Genomic DNA, 22,698 nt, shown 5'->3' with positions numbered 1-22,698 from the left:
AGTATTTTCCTCTGCAAAGCCATTACGCTAATTATCGCAGCAGAGAAGAAGAAAAAAAGCGTGGGAGGCAGGAGGAATGAAAATAAAAAGGTGAGAGCAAGACCTTGCGGTCTGATGCCCTCACCCTGTCCCTCTCCACAGGAGAGGGTGCAAACACAAAACCGCCTCCGTGAAGACGGTTTAGCTGTTTATACTGCCGTCTGGAAGATAACCCCGTCAGCCTTCTCGGTGTACTGAGAGAGCTGGTCGAAGTTCAGATAGCGATAGGTATCTACCGCCGTCTTATCCACCTGAGCCACAAAGGTCTGGTACTCTTCCGGCGTTGGCAGTTTACCAATCAGTGCCGCAACCGCCGCCAGCTCCGCAGAGGCCAGATAGACGTTTGCACCGGTACCTAAACGGTTCGGGAAGTTACGGGTAGAGGTGGAAACCACCGTCGCACCGTCAGCCACACGCGCCTGGTTACCCATACACAGGGAACAGCCAGGAATTTCGATACGCGCACCGCTCTTACCGAACACGCTGTAGTAGCCCTCTTCGGTCAGCTGAGCCGCATCCATACGGGTTGGCGGAGCCACCCACAGACGCGTTGGCAGCTGGCCTTTGTGGGTATCCAGCAGCTTACCGGCAGCACGGAAGTGGCCGATGTTGGTCATACAGGATCCGATGAACACTTCGTCGATCTTGTCGCCCTGAACGTCTGAAAGCAGACGCGCATCATCCGGATCGTTTGGTGCACACAGGATTGGCTCTTTGATATCCGCCAGATCGATGTCGATCACTGCCGCGTATTCTGCGTCAGCATCGGCTTCCAGCAGCTGTGGATCCGCCAGCCATTTTTCCATGCCCTGGATACGGCGCTCCAGCGTACGACGGTCGCCGTAGCCTTCTGCAATCATCCACTTCAGCAGCACGATGTTAGAGGTCAGATACTCAATAATCGGTTCTTTGTTCAGCTTGATGGTACAGCCAGCAGCAGAACGCTCCGCGGACGCATCGGTCAGTTCGAATGCCTGCTCGACTTTCAGATCCGGCAGACCTTCAATTTCCAGAATACGGCCAGAGAAGATGTTTTTCTTCCCTTTCTTCTCAACGGTCAGCAGACCCTGTTTGATGGCATACAGAGGGATAGCATGCACGAGGTCACGCAGGGTGATACCCGGCTGCATTTTGCCCTTGAAGCGCACCAGAACCGATTCTGGCATATCCAGCGGCATCACGCCGGTCGCAGCAGCAAACGCCACCAGCCCCGAGCCCGCCGGGAAGGAGATACCGATTGGGAAACGGGTATGGGAATCACCACCGGTACCGACGGTATCAGGCAGCAGCATACGGTTCAGCCAGGAGTGAATAACACCGTCACCCGGACGCAGCGACACACCGCCACGGTTCATGATGAAGTCAGGCAGCGTGTGGTGCGTGGTCACGTCAACCGGCTTCGGATACGCGGCAGTGTGACAGAAGCTCTGCATCACCAGGTCAGAAGAGAAGCCCAGGCACGCCAGGTCTTTCAGTTCATCACGGGTCATTGGGCCAGTGGTGTCCTGAGACCCCACGGAGGTCATCTTCGGTTCGCAGTACGCGCCAGGACGGACACCGGCGACGCCGCAGGCGCGACCCACCATTTTCTGCGCCAGGGAGTAACCACGATTGCTTTCCGCCACATCCTTCGCATGACGGAACACGTCGCTGTGCGGCAGACCCAGCGCTTCACGCGCTTTGGTCGTCAGGCCACGACCGATAATCAGCGGAATACGGCCACCGGCACGCACTTCGTCAATCAGCACGTCGGTTTTCAGCTCAAAACTCGCCAGCAGTTCGTTGGTTTCGTGGTTGCGCACTTCACCTTTGAACGGGTAAACGTCAATCACGTCGCCCATATTCAGGTTAGAGACATCCACTTCGATCGGCAGTGCGCCCGCATCTTCCATGGTGTTGAAGAAGATTGGCGCGATTTTGCCGCCCAGCACCAGGCCGCCGCCACGTTTGTTAGGCACATGAGGAATGTCATCGCCCATGAACCACAGTACGGAGTTGGTCGCGGACTTACGGGACGAACCGGTACCCACTACGTCACCGACGTATGCCAGCGGGAAACCTTTTTCCTGCAGGGCTTCGATCTGTTTGATCGGGCCAACGCTGCCCGGCTGATCCGGCTCAATACCTTCACGGGCGTTTTTCAGCATCGCCAGTGCGTGCAGAGGAATATCAGGACGAGACCACGCATCCGGTGCCGGAGAGAGGTCATCGGTGTTAGTTTCACCGGTCACTTTGAAGACGGTAACGGTGATTTTTTCAGCCAGTGCAGGACGGTTCAGGAACCATTCGGCATCGGCCCAGGATTGCATAACCTGTTTCGCGTAGGCGTTGCCGGCTTTGGCTTTTTCTTCCACATCGTAGAAGTTATCGAACATCAGCAGCGTTGAGGAGAGCGCTTTGGCGGCAATCGGTGCCAGCGTGTCGTTATCCAGTGCGTCAATCAGCGGATGAATGTTGTAGCCACCCTGCATGGTACCGAGCAGTTCAATAGCTTTTTCAGGAGTAACCAGTGGGGAGGTTGCTTCGCCTTTGGCGACGGCGGCAAGGAATCCGGCTTTTACGTAGGCGGCTTCATCTACGCCAGGCGGTACACGGTTGATCAACAGATCTAACAGGAATTCTTCTTCGCCCTTAGGCGGGTTCTTCAGCAGCTCGACGAGCGCGGCCATTTGGGTTGCATCTAAAGGTTTGGGTACAATTCCCTCGGCGGCACGTTCTGCTACGTGCTTACGGTATTCTTCTAGCACGACGGTTCTCCTCGCTCTCATTGTCATATGCGGCGGGCGTTCTCTTCACGCTCCTGTGAGACAGCAGTTTGTAGGGTAAATGCCCGATACCGCGTCGGGCAGCATAGCAGGATTTCTGCACAGTGTTAATCCGTTTACAAAAAAGCAACATTAAAAAATTTGCTGAATCGTTAAGCATGGTGTAGCGGGCAGGTGCAACGAATTCTGACTGCAAAAAACCGTGAGTGCGACCTTCTGAATATTCCGGCGGCATTTCAGCCATCCGATATAATTGTGTAATAAATACTCACACTCTTTATCCGGACGTACCGGATGATTCCCCACAAAAGTCAAAACAGTAAAAGACGGGTGATTGATACTCACGCCAACCGTAACGCCTCACGGCACAGCGCTTGTCTCGTTGGAGTCATTTTATGAAGTTGCCCTTTAAGCCACAACTGCTTGTCCTTCTGTGCAGTGCCGGGCTGTTTGCCGCCTCAGGCGTCATGTTCGTTAAAAGCCGCGCAACGGAGCCTGTGGCTCCTGCCCCCGTCGCACAACAACCGGCTGCGCCGCCTGCCGCTCAGCCAGCACCGGTCGTCGCGCCAGCCTACACGACCGCGCAAATTGATCAGTGGGTTGCCCCCATCGCGCTCTACCCGGATGCCCTGCTATCGCAAATTTTGATGGCTTCGACTTACCCGGCCAACGTCATCCAGGCGGCACAGTGGTCAAAAGACAACCCTAAACTGCAGGGCGATGCCGCCATTCAGGCCGTGGCGAATCAACCCTGGGATCCGAGCGTGAAATCACTGGTGGCGTTTCCTCAGTTGATGTCCCTGATGGGCGAAAATCCACCCTGGGTGCAGAGCCTGGGCGACGCGTTTCTCGCGCAGCCGAAAGATGTGATGGATTCCGTGCAACGTCTGCGTTTGCTGGCGCAGCAAACCGGTGCATTGCAATCAACACCGCAGCAAACGGTCACCACCGAGACAAAACCGGCCCCGGCGAAAACGGCCACCGGCCAGACAACAAGCACCGCCACGACGTCAGCCCCGACGGTCATTAAAATTGAGTCCGCCGACCCGCAGGTGGTTTACGTTCCCACCTACAACCCGAATACCGTGTATGGCACCTGGCCGAACACCGCTTATCCGCCCGTCTATTTACCGCCCTCCCCGGGAGAGCAGTTTACGGACAGCCTGGTCAAAGGCTTAGGGTTCAGCCTGGGCGTGGCGACCACCTACGCTATTTTCAGCAACATCGACTGGGATGATGACGATGACTGGGATCACCACCATGATGACGTCTGGGATCACCACGGCGGCTATAACCGCAACGGTGATAACAATATCAATATCAACGTTGAGAACTTTAATAAAATCAGCGGCCAGCGCCTGACGGACGCCAACCGCACCTGGCAGCATAACCCGGCCTATCGTGAAGGAGTGCCCTATCCCACTAACACGCTCAACAATCGCTTCCACTCAACGAACACGGCAACGGGGCTAAGCGCGACGCAGCAAAAACCGGTCAACCGGGACAGCCAACGGCAGGCTGCGCTGAGCCAGATGGAGAAATCAACGGGAAAAACCTTCCCGCAAACCGCGCGTCCGGGCACCAAAGATGCACAGCGTCAGGCATCAACCGCCCAGCTGAAGCAAATTTCACAGCGCAACAATTACCGGGGCTACGACACCAAACCGCAAACGGCACAGCGGACAGCCGCTAAGACGCGAGACAGCCGCCCGACCACCACCCAAAGGCAAGAGAAACGGGTTTCGCAGCCTGCGCGGAGTAGCCAGCCGCGCGCCAATGCGCTCAGCGGTAACGACAGTCGTTCCGCCAACTGGCAAGCCCAGCAGCAGCGAGGCGCCCAGAGCAGGCAACAGGCAGCCCGCCATCAGCAACCGCGCCAGACGTCTACCGGGCGTGCTGAACACCGCGAATTCCGTCACCGTTAAGGAAGCCGACATGAAAAGCAAATTACTCAGTGGGATCGCGTTATTCATGCTGTCGGCCGCCGCAATGGCGCAGCAATCTTTCAGCACGCCAGACCAGGCAACCGATGCGCTGGCCAGCGCCATCAGTGAGCAAAATGAAAGCGCGATGAACACCCTGCTCGGTGAGGACTGGCGTGATTTCCTGCCGCCGGAAGGGGTGGATCCTGATGCCGTGGATCGCTTCCTGCGCGACTGGAAAGTTCGGCACAATACGGTCGTTGACGGGAATAAGGCACATCTTGTGGTCGGTGACAGCGACTGGCAGCTACCGATTCCGGTGATCAAAACCGCCTCTGGCTGGCAATTTGATATCAAAGAAGGGGCTGAAGAGATCCTGACCCGCGAGATTGGCCGCAACGAGCTCGCCGCCATCGAGGCGCTGCACGCGTATGTGGATGCACAGCAAAGCTATTTTGCGCTGAACCAGAAATATGCGCAGAAGATTGTCAGCTCAGCCGGCAAAAAAGACGGCTTATACTGGCCGGCGTCGCCCGGCGAAGCCCCCAGCCCACTCGGCCCGGCCTTCAGCCCGAAAGAACCTGGCACTGGCTATCACGGCTACCGTTTTCGCATCCTGCCGGATAAAAACGGTTTTGCCATGGTGGCCTGGCCAGTCAGCTACGGCCAGACGGGCGTGATGAGCTTTGTAATAAACCAGACCGACAAGGTGTACCAGTCGGACCTCGGCAGCGAGTCAGAGAAGAAAGCGCAGGCGTTACCTGCTTATCACCTGGATCACACCTGGCAACCGGTCGCCCCATAATGCAGGCAAAAAAAAACGCCTCCGGAGGAGGCGTTTCGCAATCATGAAGAAACTTATTTCTTCTTCGCTTTCGCGTTAGGCAGGTCGGTGATGCTACCTTCGAACACTTCTGCCGCCAGGCCAACAGACTCGTGCAGAGTCGGGTGAGCGTGGATAGTCAGCGCGATGTCTTCAGCGTCACAACCCATTTCGATAGCCAGACCGATTTCACCCAGCAGCTCGCCGCCGTTGGTACCGACAATCGCACCACCGATCACACGGTGAGTCTCTTTGTCGAAGATCAGTTTGGTCATACCGTCTGCGCAGTCGGAAGCGATAGCACGGCCAGAAGCAGCCCACGGGAAGGTGGCGGTTTCGTAGCTGATGCCTTTCTCTTTCGCTTCTTTCTCAGTCAGACCCACCCATGCCACTTCTGGCTCGGTGTAAGCGATAGATGGGATCACTTTCGGATCGAAGTAGTGTTTCATGCCGGCGATAACTTCAGCGGCAACGTGACCTTCGTGAACACCTTTGTGCGCCAGCATTGGCTGACCGACGATATCGCCGATAGCAAAGATGTGCGGCACGTTGGTGCGCAGCTGTTTGTCAACGCGGATGAAGCCACGGTCGTCCACTTCCACGCCTGCTTTGCCCGCGTCGAGGTTTTTACCGTTCGGCACACGGCCGATAGCCACCAGCACGGCGTCGTAACGCTGTGGTTCGGCAGGGGCTTTTTTGCCTTCCATGGAAACGTAAATACCGTCTTCTTTTGCTTCGACGGCAGTCACTTTGGTTTCCAGCATCAGGTTGAATTTCTTGCTGATACGTTTGGTGAAGACTTTAACGATGTCTTTATCGGCAGCCGGGATAACCTGGTCGAACATTTCAACCACGTCGATCTCTGAACCCAGCGCATGGTACACGGTACCCATTTCCAGACCGATGATACCGCCACCCATAACCAGCATACGCTTAGGTACGGATTTCAGCTCCAGCGCATCGGTGGAATCCCACACGCGTGGATCTTCATGTGGAATGAATGGCAGCTGAATTGGACGGGAGCCCGCAGCGATGATCGCGTTGTCGAAGTTGATAACGGTTTTGCCGTTTTCGCCTTCCACTTCCAGGGTGTTCGCGCCGGTGAATTTACCCAGACCGTTTACCACTTTCACTTTACGGCCTTTGGCCATACCTGCCAGACCACCGGTCAGCTGAGTGATAACTTTCTCTTTCCAGGTACGAATCTTGTCGATATCGGTTTTCGGCTCGCCGAAGACGATACCGTGTTCAGCCAGTGCTTTGGCTTCTTCGATAACTTTCGCAACGTGCAGCAGAGCTTTAGAAGGGATACAGCCTACGTTCAGGCAAACACCACCGAGGGTGTTGTAGCGTTCTACGATTACGGTTTCCAGACCTAAATCAGCGCAACGGAAGGCAGCAGAGTAACCCGCCGGGCCTGCCCCAAGTACCACGACCTGAGTTTTGATTTCAGTACTCATCATGACCTCTTATTGATTTCCGGCGGTCCAGGTACTTGTCGCCCTTCATCCACCGGGACGTTCTATCCGCCCGCAGTTTACAAAATTGTTAACAATTTTGAAACAACAAACGGCTCACGAATTGTCGCTTTTCGCCAATAACCTCACAGACCACATGAGATTAACAGAAAAAAGCCGGCCGACTGGCCGGCTTTTCGATTACATCACCAGGCGGCGAATGTCGCTCAGGGTGTTGTTGATGATGGTGATGAAACGCGCACCATCAGCACCGTCGATCACGCGGTGGTCGAAGGACAGAGAGATTGGCATCATCAGACGCGGCACGAACTCTTTGCCATTCCATACCGGTTCCATCGCGGACTTGGACACACCAAGGATAGCCACTTCCGGCGCGTTAACAATCGGTGCGAAGTGGGTAGTACCCAGGCCGCCGATGCTGGAGATAGTGAAGCAGCCGCCCTGCATTTCGCCGGCAGTCAGCTTACCATCACGCGCTTTTTTGGAGATGGTGGTCAGTTCACGGGACAGCTCAGTGATGCTCTTCTTGTTCACGTCTTTAAAGACCGGAACAACCAGACCATTTGGCGTATCAACCGCAACACCGATATTGATGTATTTTTTCAGCGTCAGCTTCTGGCCATCTTCGGACAGGGAGCTGTTGAAGCGTGGCATCTGCTCAAGCGCCGCAGCAACGGCTTTCATGATGAAGACGACTGGGGTGAATTTCACATCCAGTTTACGCTTCTCAGCTTCGGCATTCTGCTGTTTACGGAACGCTTCCAGATCGGTGATATCCGTTTTGTCGAAGTGCGTAACGTGCGGGATCATCACCCAGTTACGGCTCAGGTTGGCACCAGAGATTTTCTGGATACGACCCAGTTCCACTTCTTCGATTTCACCGAACTTGCTGAAGTCCACTTTCGGCCATGGCAGCATGCCCGGGATACCGCCGCCAGCTGCAGCAGCAGGGGCAGCTTCAGCGCGTTTCACCGCGTCTTTCACATAGGCCTGAACGTCTTCGCGCAGGATACGACCTTTACGGCCAGTCCCTTTCACTTTCGCCAGGTTTACACCGAATTCGCGCGCCAGGCGACGAATCAGTGGCGTAGCGTGAACGTAAGCGTCGTTCTCAGCGAACTCAGATTTACCTTCTGCTTTTGCAGCAGGGGCAGCAGCAGGTTTAGCCGCCTGAGCCGGTGCAGCGGCAGGAGCTGGTGCAGCAGCGGCAGCTGGCGCAGCGCCTTCCACTTCGAAGACCATGATCAGAGAGCCCGTAGACACTTTGTCGCCGGTGCTGATTTTGATCTCTTTAACGGTACCCGCGAATGGCGCGGGTACTTCCATAGACGCTTTGTCGCCTTCAACGGTGATCAGTGACTGTTCAGCAGCAACTTTGTCGCCCACTTTTACCATCACTTCGGTGACTTCAACTTCGTCACCACCGATGTCAGGTACGTTGACATCTTTCGCACCGCCAGCAGCAGGTGCAGCGGCCGGCGCTGGCGCAGCAGCCTGAGCAGGCGCGGCAGCAGGTGCAGCACCTGCCACTTCGAAGATCATGATCAGAGAGCCGGTAGAAACTTTGTCACCGGTGTTGATCTTGATCTCTTTAACCGTACCCGCGAATGGCGCCGGCACTTCCATAGAGGCTTTGTCGCCTTCTACGGTGATCAGGGACTGCTCAGCCGTAACGGTATCGCCCACTTTCACTAGGATTTCAGTGACTTCAACTTCGTCACCGCCGATGTCAGGCACGTTGACTTCTTTTGCCGCAGCGGCTGCTGGTGCAGCGGCCGCAGGAGCAGCTTCTTTCTTCTCTTCCTGCGCAGGTGCAGCAGCTGCTGCACCGTCGGCGGAATCGAAAATCATGATCAGTTTGCCAGTCTCGGTTTTATCGCCAACAGAGACTTTGATCTCTTTAACGATGCCAGCCTGAGGAGACGGAACTTCCATAGAGGCTTTATCGCCTTCTACAGTGATCAGCGACTGTTCAGCTTCAACTTTGTCGCCCACTTTGACCAGGATCTCGGTGATTTCAACTTCATCAGCCCCGATGTCCGGTACTTTGATTTCGATAGCCATTCTTCTTTTACCTCTTACGCCAGACGCGGGTTAACTTTATCTGCATCGATGTTGAATTTGGTGATTGCGTCCGCAACCACTTTCTTATCGATTTCGCCACGTTTAGCCAGTTCGCCCAGTGCTGCTACAACCACGTAAGATGCATCCACTTCGAAGTGGTGACGCAGGTTTTCGCGGCTGTCAGAACGACCGAAGCCGTCAGTACCCAGTACGCGGTAATCATCAGCCGGTACGTAAGTACGAACCTGCTCAGCGAACAGTTTCATATAGTCAGTAGACGCAACCGCAGGCGCGTCGTTCATCACCTGAGCGATGTATGGAACGCGTGGCGTTTCCATTGGGTGCAGCATGTTCCAGCGCTCACAATCCTGGCCATCACGCGCCAGTTCAGTGAAGGACGTTACGCTGTACACGTCAGAGCCAACGCCGTAGTCGTTCGCCAGGATCTGTGCCGCTTCACGTACGTGACGCAGGATAGAACCGGAGCCCAGCAGCTGAACTTTACCTTTGCTACCTGCAACGGTTTCGAGTTTGTAGATACCTTTACGGATACCTTCCTCGGCACCTGCTGGCATGGCCGGCATGTGGTAGTTTTCGTTCAGCGTGGTGATGTAGTAGTAAATGTTCTCTTGCGCTTCACCGTACATGCGCTGCAGACCGTCATGCATGATGACTGCCACTTCGTACGCGTAAGACGGGTCGTAAGAGATACAGTTAGGGATAGTCAGAGACTGAATATGGCTGTGACCATCTTCGTGCTGCAGACCTTCACCGTTCAGGGTCGTACGACCAGAAGTACCACCGATCAGGAAGCCACGAGCCTGCTGGTCGCCTGCCTGCCAGCACAGGTCACCGATACGCTGGAACCCGAACATGGAGTAGTAAATGTAGAACGGGATCATCGGCAGGTTGTTGGTGCTGTAAGAGGTCGCAGCAGCCAGCCAGGATGCGCCTGCGCCCAGCTCGTTGATACCTTCCTGCAGGATCTGACCTTTCTCGTCTTCTTTGTAGTAAGCAACCTGCTCACGGTCCTGCGGGGTGTACTGCTGGCCGTTCGGGCTGTAAATACCGATCTGACGGAACAGACCTTCCATACCGAAAGTACGCGCTTCGTCGGCAATGATTGGAACCAGACGATCTTTGATCGACTTGTTCTTCAGCATCACGTTCAGGGCACGAACGAAAGCGATAGTGGTAGAGATCTCTTTGTTCTGCTCTTCCAGCAGCTGAGAGAAATCTTCCAGCGCTGGCAGTTCCAGCTTCTCGGTGAAGTTAGGCTGACGAGCTGGCAGGTAGCCTTTCAGCGCCTGACGACGTTCGTGCAGGTACTTATGCTCTTCAGAACCTTCAGGGAAGGTGATGTAAGACAGGTTTTCTACCTGCTCATCGGTCACTGGAACGTTGAAACGGTCGCGGATATAACGCACGCCGTCCATGTTCATTTTCTTAACCTGGTGAGCGATGTTTTTACCTTCTGCGGTATCACCCATGCCGTAACCTTTGATGGTATGGGCCAGGATTACAGTCGCTTTACCTTTGGTTTCACGCGCTTTTTTCAGTGCAGCGTAAATTTTCTTCGGATCGTGGCCGCCACGGTTCAGAGCCCAGATCTGTTCGTCAGTCCAGTCTGCAACCAGTGCTGCGGTTTCAGGATATTTACCGAAGAAGTGCTCACGAACGTAGGCACCGTCTTTGGATTTGAAGGTCTGGTAGTCACCGTCAACGGTTTCGTTCATCAGCTGGATCAGTTTACCGCTGGTGTCTTTACGCAGCAGTTCGTCCCAACGGGAACCCCACATCACTTTGATCACGTTCCAGCCAGCACCTGCGAAGATGCCTTCCAGTTCGTTGATGATCTTGCCGTTACCGGTTACCGGACCATCCAGACGCTGCAGGTTACAGTTGATGATGAAGCACAGGTTGTCCAGTTTCTCACGGGTCGCAATGGTGATTGCGCCTTTCGATTCTGGCTCATCCATCTCGCCATCGCCCAGGAAGGCGTAGACGGTCTGTTCAGAGGTGTCTTTCAGACCACGGTGTTCCAGATATTTCAGGAATTTAGCCTGATAGATAGCACCGATTGGGCCCAGACCCATGGATACTGTCGGGAACTGCCAGAATTCTGGCATCAGTTTAGGGTGTGGGTAAGAAGACAGACCTTTACCGTGAACTTCCTGACGGAAGTTGTTCATCTGCTCTTCAGTCAGACGACCTTCCAGGAATGCACGTGCATAGATGCCCGGAGAGATGTGGCCCTGGAAGTACACCAGATCGCCGCCGTCTTTCTCGTTAGCTGCACGGAAGAAGTGGTTGAAACACACTTCGTAAACGGTCGCAGAAGACTGGAAGGACGCCATGTGGCCACCCAGCTCCAGGTCTTTCTTGGACGCGCGCAGAACGGTCATGATGGCGTTCCAGCGGATTGCAGAACGGATACGGCGTTCCAGATCCAGATTGCCCGGGTATTCCGGTTCGTCTTCAACGGCAATCGTGTTTACGTAGTTGCTAGCCCCTGCACCTGAAGCAACCTTCACACCGCCTTTGCGGGCTTCAGAAAGCAGCTGATCAATCAGATACTGAGCACGCTCAACACCTTCTTCACGGATGACCGATTCGATCGCCTGTAGCCAGTCGCGAGTTTCGATCGGATCCACGTCATTTTGGAGACGTTCTGACATGGGGGTATTCCTTATCTATCTAATACGTTGATTTGTCTGGAACCTGTCCCATTGTGCTCTTGGGCAAGAACACAATAAGACAGGTTCTGCGTTTAGTTGCCGCGCTCTAAAAAACCCTGGCGCTTAATCCTTTCGTTGCTGTATGCGGCGTAATGAACGTTCGCGACGCGATTGTTCACGGCTGCGGTCCAGCAAGATTTCCTCAATGAAAGCCAGATGTCGGTGCGACGCTTCGCGCGCCTGCTCCGGTTCCCCGGCCATTATCGCCTCGAATACTCGGGTGCGATGGTTGCTTACCAATGGGAGCATGTCCCGACGGGCATACAACAATTCAAAATTCTGACGAACGTTCTGGGCCAGCATCGGCTCCATGCAGCGTAGCAGATGGAGGAGCACAACATTGTGTGCAGCTTCGGTGACGGCGATTTGATACTGGACAACGGCATTGGACTCGGCGTCTAAATCGCCGGATTGCTGTGCCCGTTCAATGGCCTGATGAAGTTCGCGGATACGCACGCGATCTTCATCAGTGCTACGAAGTGCGGCGTAATAGGCCGCGATACCTTCTAGCGCGTGACGGGTCTCAAGCAGATCAAACTGGGATTCTGGGTGGTCAGAGAGAAGTTCTACCAGCGGATCGCTGAAGCTCTGCCACAGGCTGTTTTGCACAAAGGTTCCGCCGCCCTGGCGACGAAGCAGCAAGCCCTTTGCTTCGAGACGTTGAATCGCCTCACGCAGAGAGGGACGTGAAACGTCGAACTGTTTTGCCAGCTCGCGTTCTGGCGGAAGTTTCTCACCCGGGCGCAGTGTCCCTTCGAGGATTAAAAACTCCAGCTGCTGCTCAATCACATCAGATAGTTTTGGTTGGCGAATTTTGCTGTAGGCCATATTCCCTGTCTTACGCCTTTTTGCCCGGAGTCAATTGGTCTTACCAATTTCAAGTTCGTATCGCTAAAGTAACAAAGTATTCACCTTCTGTCCATATTGGTTTTGATTGAAATCAGTAAACCCTGCACATTTTAACAACCTTACAGAAATAACGTTTCAGAAATGTAACTTCGCACAAATGAGTTAGTTACTCCCTTAGTGGGAGTTTTAACCTTAATGAAACGAGGGTTTTTGCAATCTGAAGCGATTCAACAACGCAAAATATGAAATTTTGCCCACTTACGGAGCATTTCTATTCTATAGGTTGGGGTATGAAGGGTTAGCGGGGTGATTTACAAATGCTTTCTTTTTATTCAACTCGTCATCGCCCCGTCATAAAGCAGGTGCATTCGCTAGCGCTTACCACTATTCTGGCGCTTACGGAAGACATCTCCGCTTTTTTCGGTCTCATTGACTGTAAAGAAATAAATACAGAAAACGGATATTCATAATTACACACGCGTCGCGTGAACATAACAACCACACACGAGGTTTCAAATGGAAGCTCAACAGCACGGCGATCAGCTAAAGCGCGGTCTGAAGAACCGCCATATACAGCTAATCGCACTGGGCGGTGCTATTGGCACTGGACTGTTTCTGGGAAGTGCATCCGTTATCCAGTCTGCCGGTCCCGGCATTATTTTGGGTTACGCCATTGCCGGTTTTATCGCTTTTCTGATTATGCGCCAGTTAGGTGAAATGGTCGTTGAAGAGCCGGTTGCGGGCTCTTTCAGCCACTTTGCCTATAAGTACTGGGGCAGTTTCGCCGGCTTCGCGTCAGGCTGGAACTACTGGGTGTTGTACGTTCTGGTTGCCATGGCTGAACTGACCGCCGTCGGGAAATACATTCAATTCTGGTATCCGGAGATCCCCACCTGGGCTTCTGCTGCGGCCTTCTTCGTCATTATTAACGCCATCAACCTCACCAACGTTAAAGTCTTCGGTGAGATGGAGTTCTGGTTTGCCATCATCAAAGTAGTTGCCGTCGTGGCGATGATCATCTTTGGCGGCTGGCTGCTGTTTAGCGGCAACGGTGGCCCGCAGGCCACGGTACGCAACCTCTGGGAACAGGGCGGCTTCCTGCCTCACGGCATGACGGGCCTCGTGATGATGATGGCAATCATTATGTTCTCCTTCGGTGGTCTGGAGCTGGTCGGCATCACCGCAGCTGAAGCCGACAACCCGGAGCAGAGCATCCCGAAAGCGACCAACCAGGTTATCTACCGTATTCTGATTTTCTATGTGGGCTCACTGGCCGTTCTGCTCTCTCTGCTGCCGTGGACGCGCGTTACTGCAGACACCAGCCCGTTTGTCCTGATTTTCCACGAGCTGGGCGATACCGTCGTGGCGAATGCGCTCAACATCGTGGTGCTGACGGCGGCGCTGTCGGTCTATAACAGCTGCGTATACTGCAACAGCCGTATGCTGTTCGGCCTGGCCCAGCAGGGTAACGCGCCGAAGATGCTGCTCAACGTCGATAAGCGTGGCGTTCCGGTGAACACCATCATCGTTTCGGCGATCGTAACGGCGCTGTGTGTCCTGATTAACTATCTGGCCCCGGAATCGGCGTTTGGCCTGCTGATGGCGCTGGTGGTCTCTGCCCTGGTTATCAACTGGGCGATGATCAGCCTGGCACACATCAAGTTCCGCCGTGCCAAGCATCAGCAGGGCGTGAAGACTCGTTTCCCTGCCCTGCTCTATCCGCTGGGCAACTGGATCTGCCTGCTGTTTATGGCGGGAGTGCTGGTCATCATGCTGCTGACTCCGGGTATGGCAATCTCGGTGTACCTGATCCCAGTCTGGGTTGCCGTTCTTGGCATCGGCTATCTGTTTAGCCAGAAAAGCCGCAACGCCCTGAAAGCTCACTAAGTCTCCCCCCGCGGTATCTGCGTTTTGCAGGTACCGCGTGTTGTTACCTCCCTCACAGTTTCACGCCAACAGCGCATTTATCCATATCACCGCCCTGATACTGCAACGCATATATTCGTTTGCCAGCAAATAATTCTCTCCATACCGTAACCCGGAGAGCAGTCTATGGATAACGCTAAACTGTCAGTAAAAGAAAAGATCGGCTATGGGATGGGCGATGCAGGTTGCAACATCATCTTTGGCGCCATCATGTTGTTTGTTAATTATTTTTATACCGATATTTTTGGTCTGGCGCCTGCACTGGTCGGCGTACTGCTGCTGTCTGTCCGCGTAATTGATGCCGTAACGGATCCGATTATGGGGGCCATCGCCGACCGTACCCGCAGTAAATATGGCCGGTTTCGTCCATGGCTGCTGTGGATTGCCTTTCCCTATGCGCTGTTCAGCATCCTGATGTTCACCACACCAGAGTGGAGCTACAACAGCAAAGTTATCTATGCCTTCGTCACCTATTTCCTGCTCTCTTTAACCTATACGGCAATTAACATTCCTTACTGTTCGTTAGGCGGCGTGATTACCAACGATCCGCAGGAACGTGTTGCCTGCCAGTCCTATCGCTTTGTGCTGGTAGGTATCGCCACGCTGCTGCTGTCGCTGACGCTGTTACCGATGGCCGACTGGTTTGGTGGCGACAACAAAGCCAAAGGCTACCAGATGGCAATGACCGTGCTGGCGCTGATTGGTACCGGTATGTTTCTGTTCTGCTTCTATACCGTTCGCGAGCGTGTACGCCCGGCGGTACAGACTCATGACGAGCTGAAAAACGACCTGAAAGACGTGTGGAAGAACGACCAGTGGGTGCGCATTCTGCTGCTGACCCTGTGCAACGTGTGCCCGGGCTTTATCCGCATGGCGGCCACGATGTACTACGTGACCTGGGTTATGGGCCAGAGTACCCATTTCGCCACGCTGTTTATCAGCCTGGGCGTGGTTGGCATGATGCTCGGCAGTATGCTGGCGAAAGTCCTCACCGACCGCTGGTGTAAGCTGAAAGTCTTCTTCTGGACCAACATCGTGCTGGCGATTTTCTCCTGCGCCTTCTATTTCTTCGATCCGAAAGCCACGGTCACCATTGTGGTGCTCTACTTCCTGCTGAACATCCTGCACCAGATCCCGTCTCCGCTGCACTGGTCGCTGATGGCCGACGTCGATGACTACGGTGAGTGGAAAACCGGTAAGCGCATCACCGGGATCAGCTTCTCCGGTAACATCTTCTTCCTCAAACTGGGGCTGGCGATTGCCGGTGCGATGGTTGGTTTCCTGCTCTCCTGGTACGGTTATGACGCGGGGGCGAAAGCGCAAAGTCCGGATGCCATCAACGGCATTGTATTGCTGTTTACCGTGATTCCGGGCGTCGGGTATCTCATTACCGCAGGCGTGGTACGTCTGCTGAAGGTTGACCGCGAAACGATGAAGCAGATCCAGGAAGACCTCGAGAAGCGTCGCAACAATTATCGCGAGCTGAATAATTATCAGGAACTCAAAGCCGCTGAGACGAAATAAGGAAAGCCGAATGCACACCTGGCCAAACCCGTTTATTGAACAACGTGCCGACCCCTATATTCTGCACCACGAGGGGCTGTACTACTTTATCGCCTCCGTGCCGCAGTACGACAGGCTCGAGATCCGTCGCGCCGACTCGCTGGAAGGACTACGCGATGCCGAAGAGGTCGTGGTCTGGCGTAAACCGGAGACCGGGCCGATGAGCCAGCTGATCTGGGCACCGGAACTGCACCACATTGACGGTAAGTGGTATATCTATTTTGCCGCCACCCATACCCAGGCGCTGGACAGCCTCGGGATGTTCCAGCACCGTATGTTTGCGCTGGAGTGTGCGGACCACGATCCCCTCACCGGGACGTGGATCGAGAAAGGCCAGATTACCACCCCGTTCGACACCTTCGCACTGGACGCCACCACGTTCGTCCATCAGGGAAAACGCTGGTATTTGTGGGCACAAAAAGCCCCGGATATCTCCGGAAACTCCAACCTCTATCTGTGCGAAATGGCGAATCCGTGGACGCTCAAAGGCGAGCCGGTGATGCTCAGTAAACCGGAGTATGACTGGGAATGCCGCGGATTTTGGGTCAACGAAGGTCCGGCAGTGCTGTTTCACGAAGATAAGCTGTTTATCAGCTACTCCGCCAGCGCTACGGATGAGAACTATTGCATGGGGTTACTGTGGATAGACATGAACGCCGATCCGCAAAATCCGGCGAACTGGCATAAAGCGTCGCGTCCGGTTTTCCGAACCAGCGTCGAGAATCGTCAGTTTGGGCCCGGGCATAACAGCTTTACGCAAACGCCGGAGGGAGAGGACGTGCTGGTCTACCACGCGCGAAACTACACCGAGATTGAAGGCGACCCGCTCTATGACCCGAATCGTCACACGCGTCTGAAATGCGTACGCTGGGACGAAAACGGGATGCCTGACTTTGGCATCCCGCCTGCTGATACGCTCTGACCGGTACGGCGCGCTGGCTTAGACCAGCGTGCCGTAAATGGTCAGCAACGCCACGACCACGACCACCACAAACGACGTTTTCTTCGCCATGGAGACAGCCGCTTTCGGCGTTTCAATCTTGTCGGTATGCGGCTCACGCGCCAGCGAGAACTGCGCCAGACGTGTTAATACCTGATACTGAGACGTGTGGCGGTCGGCAAGCGAAGCAAACCATGCCGGCAGCGCTTTTTCACCGTGGCCAATTAACGCATAAACGACGCCCACCAGACGTACCGGGAGCCAGTCCAGCACATGCAGAATGGCATCGATTCCCGACAATAAACGTTCATGCGGGGTAAGGTAACGGGCAAGCCAGGTCTGCCAGGCGCGCAGAAACGCATAGCCCATCAGCAGTACCGGTCCCCACGGACCGCCCACCACAAACCAGAACAGCGGTGCCAGGTAGTAACGGAAGTTGATCCACAGCAGCGCATTTTGCAGTTCGCGCAAAAATTCACGCTCATCGCAATCCGGCGGCACGCCGTGGATCATCGTCAGCTCGCTCGCCATGGCGCCCCGCGCATGGGCATCGTCACGGGATGCGGCTTTCAGATAGGCGTGGTAGTGCATACGCACCTTGCCCGCGCCAATACAGAGCACGCCGAGCAGGATCCACACCACCAGCAGCGGCACGTTGAAAAAGAGGCCGTAAAGCGAACGCAGCAGTAAAAACGTTATAACCATCACGCCAGCGGTCATCAGCAGCGTGCGCAGCATGGAAAAATGTTTAATCCGGCGGAAAAGCACCTCCAGCCGATGATCCAGATGCCAGTGCTCACCGAGTTTGAACAGGCGTTCAGCGATGATAACCAGCAGCATGGTAAACAACGTCATGTTATCTCCTTATTCTGACGACGCGGTAAGCAAGGCGCGAAACCGGGGCCAGTCAAAAGCCGGGCCGGGATCGGTTTTTCTCGCCGGAGCAATATCGCTGTGTCCCGTAATATTCCCGGCTATCGCGGGATAGAGCCCGATCAGCGTTTGGGTTACAGCCACCAATTGTTGATACTGTGAATCGGTGTAGGGGGTGGTGTCAGTGCCTTCCAGCTCAATCCCGATGGAAAAATCATTGCAGCGTTCGCGTCCCTGGTACATCGACACGCCGGCATGCCAGGCGCGCTTATCAAAAGGGACGTACTGAACCACTTCGCCGTCGCGACGGATCAGACAGTGAGCCGACACGCGCAGATGCGCAATCTCAGCAAAGAAAGGATGGGCATCAGGATCCAGGGTCCCCGTGAATAACGCGTCGATCCACGGGCCGCCAAACTCACCCGGCGGGAGACTGATATTATGAACAACCAGCAGTGTGGGCTTTTCATCCTCCGGGCGGCAGTCGTGGTGGGGCGAGGGCACATGCCGCGCATCCACCAGCCATCCGTTTTCTAACAACATGCTGGAACTCCTTATGTATGGTGCTGTTACTCGGTTCAGAGTAGCATGTTTCAATATTATGATTCGTTACCAATTTGGAGTTTTATCATGCCGCCTCGCCGTTACAACCCCGACAACCGACGTGAAGCGCTTCTGGAACGTATTAGTATGGATATTCCGGCAAGCGTTGCCCATGCCCTGAAAGAAGATCTGGGCGGTGACGTCAGCGCCGACAGGGATATTACCGCACAATTATTGCCAAAAGAGACTCGCTCACATGCGGTCATTATTACGCGCGAAGAGGGTATTTTTTGCGGTAAGCGTTGGGTTGAAGAGGTCTTTACCCAACTGGCAGGCGATGAGGTGCAGATCACCTGGCATGTCGACGACGGTGATGCGATTACGGCAAATCAGCCGCTGTTCGAACTTGATGGACCTTCCCGCGTACTGCTGACCGGTGAACGAACCGCGCTGAACTTCGTGCAGACGTTGTCCGGTGTGGCAAGCGAAGTGCGTCGCTACGTTGACCTGCTGGCGGGTACCCGCACGCAGTTGCTGGATACCCGCAAAACGCTACCGGGTCTGCGCACTGCGTTGAAATACGCGGTGCTCTGTGGCGGCGGTGCAAACCATCGTTTGGGGTTGTCTGACGCGTTCCTGATTAAAGAGAACCATATCATTGCCTCAGGATCCGTGCGTCAGGCGGTCGAAAAAGCCTTCTGGCTGCATCCGGATGTGCCCGTCGAAGTGGAAGTCGAAAACCTGGAGGAGCTGGAGCAGGCTATCAAGGCCGGCGCCGATATCATCATGCTTGATAACTTCGAAACCGGGCAGATGCGCGAGGCGGTAAAACTGACCAACGGCAAAGCCCAGCTTGAAGTATCCGGCAACGTGACGTTTGATACGATCCGTGAATTCGCCGAGACCGGCGTTGATTTCATCTCCGTTGGGGCGCTGACCAAGCACGTTCGCGCCCTCGACCTCTCGATGCGTTTCAAATAATGACTCTCCCCTCTCGTTGCGGAGAGGGGAAATTCACTCCCGCTCGCAAAAGCATTGCCCTACCCTGCAACACGCCACGAATTCCCTGAAAGCCCCTTCACGTTCCTTTTTTTGCCCCTCGTTTCTGCGCTGTCTCACTGCCAGAGTAGCCCTACTTAACGTAAGGAGCAGACATGGACAGACAACAAGGATTCACACTCATTGAGCTGATGGTGGTGATCGGCATTATTGCCATTCTGAGCGCCATCGGCGTTCCCGCGTACCAGAACTACCTGCGAAAAGCAGCGTTAACCGATATGCTGCAAACCTTCATTCCCTACCGTACCGCCATTGAGCTTTGCGCCCTGGATCACGGCGGCGTGGAGAGCTGTGACGGAGGCAGTAATGGCATCCCGTCCCCCACCACTACCCGCTACGTTTCAGGCATGAACGTGGCGAAAGGCGTCGTGACCTTAACCGGCCAGGAGAGCCTTAACGGGCTGGAGGTGGTCATGACGCCAAAATGGAGTGACGGCAACGGCATGACGGGGTGGACGCGTGACTGCAACATCGGTACCGACAGCGCGCTCAAGCAGGCCTGTGAAGACGTTTTCCGCTTCGACACCCACTGAGGAGCGGATGATGAATACCGATCAGCTTGTCGCACTTTGTCTGCGTCATCATGCCCTTCTGCTGAGCAGCGATAGCGACATGATTAGCATTGCCGTCGTGGGAAACCCCGGCCCTGAACTGATGGAAGCCCTGCGTTTCGCTACCCAGAAACGGATTGATATCGAGTGCTGGAGCGCCGAGCGCATGGAAAAGCACCGGCAGTTAACCACACAAACGCATCTGCCCGTCGTTACGCCGACACACTCAGCGGTGGATATTCTTAACCACACGCTGCAGCAGGCGATAAACCAACGCGCTTCTGATATTCATATTGAACCGATGGAGCAGACTTGCCAGATTCGCCTGCGCATCGACGGCGTGCTTTGCCCGCAGCCCCCACTTTCAGCCGCGCTGGCCACCATGCTCAGCGCCCGGTTAAAAGTGCTGGGTAACCTCGATATTGCGGAACGCCGCTTACCGCAGGACGGTCAGTTTACGATTGAGCTGGCAAACGAGCCGGTCTCATTTCGCATCGCCACGCTTCCCTGCAGCGGCGGTGAAAAAATTGTACTGCGCCTGCTGCATCAGGTTCAGCAATCTCTTGAGCCAGAAACGTTGGGGATGAATGCTAAACAGCTGGCCGGCTTTAGCGAAGTGCTCCACCAGCCGCAGGGGCTGATTCTGGTTACCGGCCCCACCGGCAGCGGTAAAACCGTGACGCTGTACAGCGCGCTGCAGGCTCGAAACACGCCGGATGTGAACATCTGCAGCGTGGAAGACCCGATAGAGATCCCGCTTGCAGGATTAAACCAGACGCAGATAAACCCGCGTGCGGGCCTCACCTTCCAGACGGTGCTGAGAGCGCTGCTACGTCAGGATCCTGACATCATTATGGTCGGCGAAATTCGTGATGGCGAAACGGCAGAGATTGCCATTAATGCCGCGCAAACCGGGCATCTGGTGTTGTCGACGCTACACACCAACTCGACGGCGGAAACCCTGATCCGCCTGCAGCAGATGGGGGTGGCGCGATGGATGATCTCTTCCGCCCTCTCGCTGGTCATCGCCCAGCGGCTGGTGCGCCGTTTATGCCCCCATTGCCGCCAGGAAACCGACAAGCGGGCAGAACTGCCTCGCTCCGTTTGGCCCCGGCCGCTACCGCGCTGGCAACCCACCGGCTGTGAGCGCTGTTATCACGGTTTTTATGGTCGCGTCGCCATTTTTGAAGTGCTCGTCATTGACCAGACACTCCGGCAGGCCATTGCCAGCGGAGCGGGGTCAGAGGTGATAGAGGCCAGCGCCCGTCAGGCAGGAATGACATCCCTTTTCGAACATGGCTGTATGGCTGTTGAACAGGGACTGACCACGCTCGAAGAGTTGCTGCGTATCCTGGGAATGCCCGATGGCTGCTAATCACCTCTGGCGCTGGCGTGCGCTATCCGTTGAAGGAGAGCCCCGAAGCGGGGCTCTGTGGGCAACTGACCGCAATGCGGCTTTCGACAGGCTGATGCGCAAAGCGCTACATCCTCTGACAATCACCCGCTGCACGCAGAGGTATCGCTGGCGACCACATCACCGCTACGAGGTATTTCACCAGCTCGCCACGCTTTTGCAGGCGGGCCTGACACTGTCTGACAGCCTGCAGATGCTGGCGGACCAGCATCCGATATCACCCTGGCAGGCACTCTTGCAAAGCCTTGCCGATGAGCTGAGTGAAGGATGCCCTTTTTCTGAGGCGCTGAAGCGCTGGCCCGCGGTATTTAGCCCACTGTATGTGTCAATGGTGAAGACCGGCGAGCTAACCGGGAAGCTGGAGACGTGCTGCCGTGAGCTTGCCCAGCAACAAAAATCACAGCAGCAACTCAGTGCGAAAGTGAAAAAGGCACTGCGTTACCCGATGGTAATCCTGGCTCTGGCGGTACTCGTGGTGCTGGCCATGGTCACTCTGGTCTTGCCCGAATTCGCCGCCATCTACAAAACGTTTAATACCCCGCTCCCGATGCTGACACAAATAGTCATGGGAATGGCAACGTTTATACAGTCCTATGCCCTCGCGCTGTTCGCGGGGCTACTCCTTCCCGTGATCATCGCCTGGGGTTTGCGGCAGGATCCGCGCTGGCAACACGTACTGCTGCATATCCCCGTCATGGGCGCGCTGGCTAAAGGACAAAAGCTGGGGCAAATTTTTACCGTACTGTCGCTCACGCAGCAGGCGGGCATCGCTTTTTTAAAGGGTCTGGAGAGTGCAGAAGAGACGGTTGAGAGCAGGTACTGGCAGGGGATACTCCGCGCCATCCGGGAAGACATTGAAAAGGGTTATCCCCTTTGGGCATCCTTTCAAAAGGCGGCAGTTTTTACTCCGCTGTGTATTCAGCTATTGCGAACCGGCGAAACGTCAGGTGCGCTCGATATCATGCTGGTAAACCTGGCGCGTCACCACACAGAGCAAACCTTTCAGTCAGCAGATAACCTGGCTGCCGTGCTGGAGCCTGTACTGCTGATCGTGACGGGTGTGATTATCGGCACGCTGGTGGTGGCAATGTATCTGCCTATCTTCCATCTCGGGGATGCGATGAGTGCGGGATAACGCTGGCACACGGATG

General features: G+C 55.1%; 16 protein-coding genes. 9 read left to right on the top strand and 7 right to left on the bottom strand.

The window, feature by feature from the left end; translation table 11 throughout:
- Positions 1-188 precede the first annotated feature (188 nt).
- On the bottom strand, positions 189-2,786 hold the full coding sequence (gene acnB, locus HV242_RS03705) for a bifunctional aconitate hydratase 2/2-methylisocitrate dehydratase (protein WP_020882592.1): 2,598 nt from the start codon (positions 2,784-2,786) through the stop codon (positions 189-191).
- Between the two features lie 413 nt (positions 2,787-3,199).
- Between acnB and HV242_RS03700 the strand changes: the two genes are divergently transcribed.
- Positions 3,200-4,729 (top strand): DUF3300 domain-containing protein, encoded by a 1,530-nt coding sequence (locus HV242_RS03700; RefSeq protein WP_181616907.1) that lies wholly within the window; start codon positions 3,200-3,202, stop codon positions 4,727-4,729.
- A gap of 10 nt (positions 4,730-4,739) precedes the next feature.
- Positions 4,740-5,531, top strand: a complete 792-nt coding sequence (locus tag HV242_RS03695) for a DUF2950 family protein (RefSeq protein ID WP_050737496.1) — start codon at positions 4,740-4,742, stop codon at positions 5,529-5,531.
- 53 nt (positions 5,532-5,584) lie between these two features.
- On the opposite strand, the gene lpdA is transcribed toward HV242_RS03695, so the two are convergent.
- The 4 genes from lpdA to pdhR all read right to left on the bottom strand — a co-directional run bounded on the left by lpdA (position 5,585) and on the right by pdhR (position 12,657).
- Positions 5,585-7,009: a dihydrolipoyl dehydrogenase gene (gene lpdA, locus HV242_RS03690; RefSeq protein WP_020882589.1), complete on the bottom strand. Its 1,425-nt coding sequence runs from the start codon at positions 7,007-7,009 to the stop codon at positions 5,585-5,587.
- A gap of 198 nt (positions 7,010-7,207) precedes the next feature.
- On the bottom strand, positions 7,208-9,091 hold the full coding sequence (aceF, locus tag HV242_RS03685; RefSeq protein ID WP_050737497.1) for a pyruvate dehydrogenase complex dihydrolipoyllysine-residue acetyltransferase: 1,884 nt from the start codon (positions 9,089-9,091) through the stop codon (positions 7,208-7,210).
- A gap of 14 nt (positions 9,092-9,105) precedes the next feature.
- Positions 9,106-11,769 (bottom strand): pyruvate dehydrogenase (acetyl-transferring), homodimeric type, encoded by a 2,664-nt coding sequence (gene aceE, locus HV242_RS03680; protein ID WP_014168653.1) that lies wholly within the window; start codon positions 11,767-11,769, stop codon positions 9,106-9,108.
- A 123-nt stretch (positions 11,770-11,892) separates the two neighbouring features.
- On the bottom strand, positions 11,893-12,657 hold the full coding sequence (pdhR, locus tag HV242_RS03675; RefSeq protein ID WP_013095596.1) for a pyruvate dehydrogenase complex transcriptional repressor PdhR: 765 nt from the start codon (positions 12,655-12,657) through the stop codon (positions 11,893-11,895).
- Positions 12,658-13,194: 537 nt separating this feature from the next.
- Between pdhR and aroP the strand changes: the two genes are divergently transcribed.
- The 3 genes from aroP (at position 13,195) to HV242_RS03660 (ending at position 17,089) form a co-directional block, all read left to right on the top strand.
- Entirely contained in the window at positions 13,195-14,565 is a 1,371-nt protein-coding gene (gene aroP, locus HV242_RS03670) for an aromatic amino acid transporter AroP (RefSeq protein WP_014168651.1), read from the top strand.
- Between the two features lie 165 nt (positions 14,566-14,730).
- Positions 14,731-16,128: a glycoside-pentoside-hexuronide (GPH):cation symporter gene (locus HV242_RS03665; RefSeq protein WP_014168649.1), complete on the top strand. Its 1,398-nt coding sequence runs from the start codon at positions 14,731-14,733 to the stop codon at positions 16,126-16,128.
- Positions 16,129-16,138: 10 nt separating this feature from the next.
- On the top strand, positions 16,139-17,089 hold the full coding sequence (locus HV242_RS03660; protein ID WP_050737498.1) for a glycoside hydrolase family 43 protein: 951 nt from the start codon (positions 16,139-16,141) through the stop codon (positions 17,087-17,089).
- Positions 17,090-17,107: 18 nt separating this feature from the next.
- Here the strand turns inward: HV242_RS03660 and ampE are convergent, their stop codons facing one another.
- Both ampE and ampD read right to left on the bottom strand, forming a co-directional pair.
- Positions 17,108-17,962 carry a beta-lactamase regulator AmpE gene (ampE, locus tag HV242_RS03655; RefSeq protein ID WP_025205391.1) on the bottom strand — a complete coding sequence of 285 codons (855 nt, stop codon included), beginning with the start codon at positions 17,960-17,962 and terminating at the stop codon, positions 17,108-17,110.
- Positions 17,963-17,971: 9 nt separating this feature from the next.
- Positions 17,972-18,523 carry a 1,6-anhydro-N-acetylmuramyl-L-alanine amidase AmpD gene (gene ampD, locus HV242_RS03650; RefSeq protein ID WP_032681656.1) on the bottom strand — a complete coding sequence of 184 codons (552 nt, stop codon included), beginning with the start codon at positions 18,521-18,523 and terminating at the stop codon, positions 17,972-17,974.
- Positions 18,524-18,610: 87 nt separating this feature from the next.
- Here ampD and nadC point away from each other — a divergent pair, with 87 nt between their 5' ends.
- The 4 genes from nadC to hofC all read left to right on the top strand — a co-directional run bounded on the left by nadC (position 18,611) and on the right by hofC (position 22,682).
- Positions 18,611-19,504: a carboxylating nicotinate-nucleotide diphosphorylase gene (gene nadC, locus HV242_RS03645; RefSeq protein ID WP_032681658.1), complete on the top strand. Its 894-nt coding sequence runs from the start codon at positions 18,611-18,613 to the stop codon at positions 19,502-19,504.
- 173 nt (positions 19,505-19,677) lie between these two features.
- Positions 19,678-20,115 (top strand): prepilin peptidase-dependent pilin, encoded by a 438-nt coding sequence (ppdD, locus tag HV242_RS03640; protein ID WP_050737499.1) that lies wholly within the window; start codon positions 19,678-19,680, stop codon positions 20,113-20,115.
- A gap of 10 nt (positions 20,116-20,125) precedes the next feature.
- Complete coding sequence (gspE, locus tag HV242_RS03635) at positions 20,126-21,508, top strand: type II secretion system protein GspE (RefSeq protein WP_025205399.1); 1,383 nt, start codon at positions 20,126-20,128, stop codon at positions 21,506-21,508.
- Positions 21,498-22,682: a protein transport protein HofC gene (gene hofC, locus HV242_RS03630; RefSeq protein ID WP_025205401.1), complete on the top strand. Its 1,185-nt coding sequence runs from the start codon at positions 21,498-21,500 to the stop codon at positions 22,680-22,682. Before gspE ends, hofC begins: the two co-directional genes overlap by 11 nt.
- The last annotated feature ends 16 nt before the right edge of the window (positions 22,683-22,698 follow it).

This window comes from Enterobacter sp. RHBSTW-00593 (assembly GCF_013784105.1).
GTDB lineage: Bacteria > Pseudomonadota > Gammaproteobacteria > Enterobacterales > Enterobacteriaceae > Enterobacter > Enterobacter ludwigii.
The sequence above is the reverse complement of the archived record's forward strand: the minus strand, read 5'-3'. Positions and strand labels throughout refer to the sequence as shown.

What these genes read in the sequence shown, in the direction of transcription:
- aroP (WP_014168651.1), top strand. Translation starts at nt 13,195, where the DNA reads ATGGAAGCTCAACAGCACGGCGATCAGCTAAAGCGCGGTCTGAAGAAC.
- ppdD (WP_050737499.1), top strand. Translation starts at nt 19,678, where the DNA reads ATGGACAGACAACAAGGATTCACACTCATTGAGCTGATGGTGGTGATC.
- HV242_RS03660 (WP_050737498.1), top strand. Translation starts at nt 16,139, where the DNA reads ATGCACACCTGGCCAAACCCGTTTATTGAACAACGTGCCGACCCCTAT.
- HV242_RS03665 (WP_014168649.1), top strand. Translation starts at nt 14,731, where the DNA reads ATGGATAACGCTAAACTGTCAGTAAAAGAAAAGATCGGCTATGGGATG.
- hofC (WP_025205401.1), top strand. Translation starts at nt 21,498, where the DNA reads ATGGCTGCTAATCACCTCTGGCGCTGGCGTGCGCTATCCGTTGAAGGA.
- HV242_RS03695 (WP_050737496.1), top strand. Translation starts at nt 4,740, where the DNA reads ATGAAAAGCAAATTACTCAGTGGGATCGCGTTATTCATGCTGTCGGCC.
- nadC (WP_032681658.1), top strand. Translation starts at nt 18,611, where the DNA reads ATGCCGCCTCGCCGTTACAACCCCGACAACCGACGTGAAGCGCTTCTG.
- lpdA (WP_020882589.1), bottom strand. Translation starts at nt 7,009, where the DNA reads ATGAGTACTGAAATCAAAACTCAGGTCGTGGTACTTGGGGCAGGCCCG.
- ampE (WP_025205391.1), bottom strand. Translation starts at nt 17,962, where the DNA reads ATGACGTTGTTTACCATGCTGCTGGTTATCATCGCTGAACGCCTGTTC.
- HV242_RS03700 (WP_181616907.1), top strand. Translation starts at nt 3,200, where the DNA reads ATGAAGTTGCCCTTTAAGCCACAACTGCTTGTCCTTCTGTGCAGTGCC.
- pdhR (WP_013095596.1), bottom strand. Translation starts at nt 12,657, where the DNA reads ATGGCCTACAGCAAAATTCGCCAACCAAAACTATCTGATGTGATTGAG.
- ampD (WP_032681656.1), bottom strand. Translation starts at nt 18,523, where the DNA reads ATGTTGTTAGAAAACGGATGGCTGGTGGATGCGCGGCATGTGCCCTCG.
- aceF (WP_050737497.1), bottom strand. Translation starts at nt 9,091, where the DNA reads ATGGCTATCGAAATCAAAGTACCGGACATCGGGGCTGATGAAGTTGAA.
- aceE (WP_014168653.1), bottom strand. Translation starts at nt 11,769, where the DNA reads ATGTCAGAACGTCTCCAAAATGACGTGGATCCGATCGAAACTCGCGAC.
- gspE (WP_025205399.1), top strand. Translation starts at nt 20,126, where the DNA reads ATGAATACCGATCAGCTTGTCGCACTTTGTCTGCGTCATCATGCCCTT.